We start from the raw sequence: 5340 nt of genomic DNA on the forward strand, positions 1-5340 counted from the left end.
GTGCGGGGAGGGACTTGTAGAGGGTGGAGCGGGAGACGCCGAGGAGTGTGGCGATGGAGGACAGGGACCGGTCGGGTTCGGCGAGCAACTGGCGCGCGTAGGCGACTTTCTCGGGGGTCATGGCGGGTGGTCGGCCGAGGCGTTGGCCGCGGGCGCGGGCGGCGGCCAGGCCCTCGTGGGTGTTGGCGACGATGATGGTGCGGAGGAACTCGGCCAGGGCGGCGAAGACGTGGAAGACGAACATGCCCCCCGCTGTAGTGGTGTCCAGCTTCTCGTGCAGCGACAGGAACCCCACCTGCTGACGCTTGAGCCGGCCCACGATGGCGATGAGATCCTCCAACGAGCGGCCGAGCCGGTCCAGGGACACCACGGTCAGCGCGTCGCCGGGCCGGATGTAGTCGAACATCCGCTCCAGCTCCGGCCGGTCGGTGTTCTTGCCGGAGGCCTTGTCGAAGAAGCACCGCGCGCAGCCGCCGGCCACGGTCAAAGCTGTCTGTTGGCGGGCGAGGTTCTACTCGCGGGTCGACACCCGGCCGTAGCCGACGAGCACCCCGGACAACGGAGCCGGCGCGAGAAGGTCACCGTGTGCGGGCGTGGGGACGGTCATGGCGTTGAGGGTGTCCGACAAACCCGTTGCCGGCTTGTTGGACACGCCGGATTTACGGACAGGTTTGTTGGACAGCCCTGACCGGCCGCCAACCCGCTTCCTGATCTTGTTCGGGAAACGATCGATTCTCGGACAGCGCCCCGGGACTCCCGTCCGCTAGATCAACTCCTCAGCGATGCTTTTGGGCCGGGAGCTAAAGACGGGCTTTCTCTTGGACAGAGCAATGCTCGAAACCTGTGGATGAGCGTCGGGAGGCGTACCCTCCCGGCGACGCTCCATGTCCAGGAATCGAGTAGAGCCCGCGCGCCAACGCGGGTGGGGAGGGTACGCCCGTGCTTACCGTAGTCAACCCGGAAGAGCCGACGCCAGCGACCGTGTCCGAGCCCGCTTCCTCCGGCGGGTCGTTGATCGATGAGATCGTGCGTGACGGCGCTCGTCGGATGCTCGCTGTCGCGCTGGAGGCGGAGGTCGCCGCCTATATCGCCGCGCACGCGGGCGAGCTGGACGACAACGGCCGCCGGCTGGTCGTCCGTAACGGTCACGCGAGGCCGCGGGAGGTGCTCACTAGCGCCGGGGCGGTCGAGGTCGAGGCGCCGAGGGTCAACGACAAACGCATCGACGAGATCAGCGGCCAGCGGCGGCGGTTCGCCTCGGCGATCCTGCCGGCCTGGTGCCGTAAGTCGCCGCAGATCAACGAGGTGCTGCCGCTGCTCTGTCTGCATGGACTGTCCTCGTCCGATTTCGTGCCCGCGTTGCAGCAGTTCCTCGGCACCAGCTCCGGGCTGTCCGCGGCGACGATCACCCGGCTCACCGTGCAGTGGCAGGACGAGGCCCGCGCCTTCGGTGATCGGGACCTGTCCGGCGCCGACTACGTCTACCTGTGGGCCGACGGCGTGCACCTGAACGTGCGCCTGGACGAGGCGAAACTGTGCCTGCTGGTCATGGTCGGCGTCCGTGTCGACGGCCGCAAGGAACTCGTCGCGCTCGCCGAGGGCTACCGCGAGTCCACCGAGTCCTGGGCCGACCTGCTGCGTGACTGTAAACGACGCGGTATGCGCGCGCCGGTCCTGGCCGTCGGCGACGGCGCGCTCGGGTTCTGGAACGCGCTGCGTGAGGTGTTCCCCACCAGCCGGGAGCAGCGCTGCTGGTTCCACAAGATCGCCAACGTGCTCGGCGCCCTGCCGAAGTCCGCGCATCCCGGGGCTGGAACGCCGAGGACCGCGAGCACACCCGCCGCGCGGTCGCCGCGTTCAAGCTGGCCTACGGCGCCAAGTTCGGCAAAGCCGTCGCCAAAGTCGTCGACGACCTCGACGAGCTCCTCGCGTTCTACGACTTCCCGGCCGAGCACTGGGTGCACCTACGCACCACCAACCCGATCGAGTCGACCTTCGCCACCGTCCGGCACCGTACCAAGGTCACCAAAGGCCCCGGCTCCAAGGCCGCCGGCCTCGCGATGGCGTTCAAGCTGATCGAAGCCGCTCAACAACGCTGGCGAGCGGTCAACGCACCACACCTCGTCGCCCTCGTCCGCGCCGGTGCCCGCTTCGAACACGGCAAACTCGTCGAACGCCCCACCACCGAACCGGTCACCACCAACGCCGCAGCCGCCTAATCAAGATTTCTTCATCCACAAGTCTTGACTATTGCTCCTTGGACACACGCCGCATGCCGCCGACGCCGGATCCCAACCACGCCCCCTACTCGGAACTGGAACCCTCTATGGCAGCCCGCAAGTTGCCATAGACGACCCGGGTCTGTGGGTGGTCGTTGCCGAGCACCCGCCGGCAGCCGGCGAGGGCCTGCTCGAACAGCGGAATCGCCTGCCCCAAATCCCCCGCCGACTCGTAGGCGTAGGCGAGGTTGTTGACCGAGACCAGCGTGTCGGGGTGGTCGTTGCCGAGCACCCGCCGGCAGTCGGTGAGGGCCTGCTCGAACAGCGGGATCGCCTGCCCCAGGTCCCCGGCCGCCTGGTAGGCGCCGGCGAGGTTGTTGACCGAGGTCAGCGTCTGCGGGTGGTCGTTGCCGAGCACCCGCCGGCGATCGGTGAGGGCCTGCTCGAACAGCGGGATCGCCTGCCCCAGGTCCCCCGCCGACCTGTAGGCGTAGGCGAGGTTGTTGACCGAGACCAGCGTGTCGGGGTGGTCGTTGCCGAGCACCCGCCGGCGATCGGTGAGGGCCTGCTTGTACAGCGGGATCGCCTGCCCCAGGTCCCCCGCCGACTCGTAGGCGTTGGCGAGGTTGTTGACCGAGACCAGCGTGTCGGGGTGGTCGTTGCCGAGCACCCGCCGGCAGTCGGTGAGGGCCTGCTCGAACAGCGGGATCGCCTGCCCCAGGTCCCCCGCCGCCTGGTAGGCGCCGGCGAGGTTGTTGACCGAGGTCAGCGTCTGCGGGTGGTCGTTGCCGAGCACCCGCCGGCGATCGGTGAGGGCCTGCTCGAACAGCGGGATCGCCTGCCCCAGGTCCCCCGCCGACCTGTAGGCGTAGGCGAGGTTGTTGACCGAGACCAGCGTGTCGGGGTGGTCGTTGCCGAGCACCCGCCGGCGATCGGTGAGGGCCTGCTTGTACAGCGGGATCGCCTGCCCCAGGTCCCCCGCCGACCTGTAGGCGCTGGCGAGGTTGTTGACCGAGACCAGCGTGTCGGGGTGGTCGTTGCCGAGCACCCGCCGGCAGTCGGTGAGGGCCTGCTCGAACAGCGGGATCGCCTGCCCCAGGTCCCCCGCCGCCTGGTAGGCGCCGGCGAGGTTGTTGACCGAGGTCAGCGTCTGGGGGTGGTCGTTGCCGAGCACCCGCCGGCGGCCGGTGAGGGCCTGCTTGTAGAGCGGGATCGCCTGCCCCAGGTCCCCCGCCGACCTGTAGGCGCTGGCGAGGTTGTTGACCGAGACCAGCGTGTCGGGGTGGTCGTTGCCGAGCACCCGCCGGCGATCGGTGAGGGCCTGCTCGAACAGCGGGATCGCCTGCCCCAGGTCCCCCGCCGACTGGTAGGCGCTGGCGAGGTTGTTGACCGAGGTCAGCGTGTCGGGGTGGTCGTTGCCGAGCACCCGCCGGAAGTCGGTGAGGGCCTGCTTGAGGTAGGCGATGGCGTGAGGGAGGTTTCCCTGGTCGAGCAGGAACAGGCTGGTCGCGTTGAGCAGGTAGGCCTGGGCGACGCGGTCGCTGTCGGTGGCGTGTGCTCTGGTCTGGGAGACGAGCGCGTCGACGTGGGGCAACCGGGTGCGCCACGTCGGCCAGGTGGTGGGGTCGCGCCAGTCGTCGGACAGCGCGGTGGTCAGGGCGGCGGTGGCGGTGGTGCGGGCGGTGGTGATGTCGTCGGGTTGGCGGTGCGGGTCGTCGGGGTCGGGTGTGCGGGCGACGGCCTGGACGAGCCGGTGCACCGTGACGGCCCGGGTGGCGGGGTCGATGCTGAGCATGTTGTACGCGGCGAGCCGGCCGATCGCCCGCGTCACCGCCGGTTCCCCCGCGCCGTCGCCGAGGTGGTGCCACAGGCTGCGGGGGATGGCTTCCGGCGCGTACCAGGCCAGGGCCCGCAGCAGCCGTCCGGGCAGGGGATCGTCGGCGAAGGCGTCGAGGGTGACGTGCCAGACCCGGGCGATCGTCCGTTCGGCGGCCCTGCCTTCCTCGCCGTCGCGGTACATGGCGGCGGGATGCTGCGCGAGCAGCCGAAGATAGTCGCCGACGGTGGTCCGGGTCTGGGCCAGGTAGGCGCCGGCCTGTTCCACCGCCAGCGGCAGACAGCCCAACTCGGCGCACACGGCGGCAGCGCCTGCCGGGTCGATGACACCACCGCCCTGGGACACGATCCCGGTGAGCAGGGCGACCGCCTGATCGGGTTCGAGGACGTCCAGGCGCAGCGGGGTCACGATGTCGGGCCAGCCGGTGGCGCGGCGGCTGGTCACCAGGATCCGCCCTCGTGGCAGCCGGCCCACCAGATCGGCGATGTGTGCGGGATCAGTGACGTTGTCCAGGATGAGCAGCCACCCGTCGTGGCAGGCCAGCCAGCGTACGGCCCATTCCCGCAGAGCCGGTGACGGCAGAGCCGCGAGGGCCGGTTGCAGCGCGACGGTCAGGGCGACCAGGCCGGCGTCGAGAGCAGCGGGACTGTCCGCGGTGATCCACCAGATCGGCCGGGGCTGGTCGCGGTGGGTTGCCGCCCACCGTGCGACCAGGGTGCTCTTGCCGATACCGCCGAGCCCGTGGACCGCCTGCACGACCACCACACCCGGATCCTGAGCCGCCGAGTCCAGCCAGCCCAGCGCATCCTCACGACCCACGAACAGCCGCAGCCTCACCGGCAGGTTCACCAGCCCGGCCGGTGCCGGCACGACCTCCGGCGCGACCAACGCCTCCGCAGGCAGCACCGTCACGTGCTGGGTATTGGTCGCATGGGGGCCCGTGGAGGCGATACCGGGAATGCTGCCCGCCGTGATCGCGCCCGACCCGCTCGGCGCAGCGGGATCACCCACCGGCAGCGGCGGCTCGGGATCAGCGGGCAAAGGGGCAACCCGGCCGCGTCGAAACCACCTCACCGGTGCTGGGTATTCGTCGCGTTGTCGCCCGTCGAGGCGATCCCCGTGAGATCACCCCGCACGGTGACCGACCCCGGCCCCGCCGGTGGTGTCACCGCAGCCGGCGGCGTCGATGCCGCAGCCGGGTCTCCCGACGGAGCCAGCACGAGGGCGGCCACCGCGACCACGAAGCTCGCGGCACCGGCCAGCCAACTGGCCACCTCCACCCCC

At 70.3% G+C, this 5340-nt stretch carries 3 protein-coding genes and 1 pseudogene; 1 reads left to right on the top strand and 3 read right to left on the bottom strand.

Annotation, left to right across the window (positions count from 1 at the left end):
* The coding region (locus tag E1258_RS29390; protein ID WP_243715769.1) for a recombinase family protein at positions 1-481 on the bottom strand (481 nt) is incomplete at its 3' end.
* Between the two features lie 458 nt (positions 482-939).
* Here E1258_RS29390 and E1258_RS29395 point away from each other — a divergent pair.
* Positions 940-2219, top strand: a pseudogene (locus tag E1258_RS29395) (IS256 family transposase).
* Positions 2220-2304: 85 nt separating this feature from the next.
* Here the strand turns inward: E1258_RS29395 and E1258_RS29400 are convergent.
* A complete protein-coding gene (locus tag E1258_RS29400; RefSeq protein WP_207919802.1) occupies positions 2305-4968 on the bottom strand; it encodes a tetratricopeptide repeat protein in 2664 nt (887 codons plus the stop codon).
* 158 nt (positions 4969-5126) lie between these two features.
* Positions 5127-5340 (bottom strand): hypothetical protein (locus E1258_RS29405; protein WP_132406840.1); only part of this gene is annotated, 214 nt, incomplete at its 5' end.

The sequence above is a fragment of the Micromonospora sp. KC207 genome, from assembly GCF_004348615.1.
Lineage (GTDB): Bacteria > Actinomycetota > Actinomycetes > Mycobacteriales > Micromonosporaceae > Micromonospora.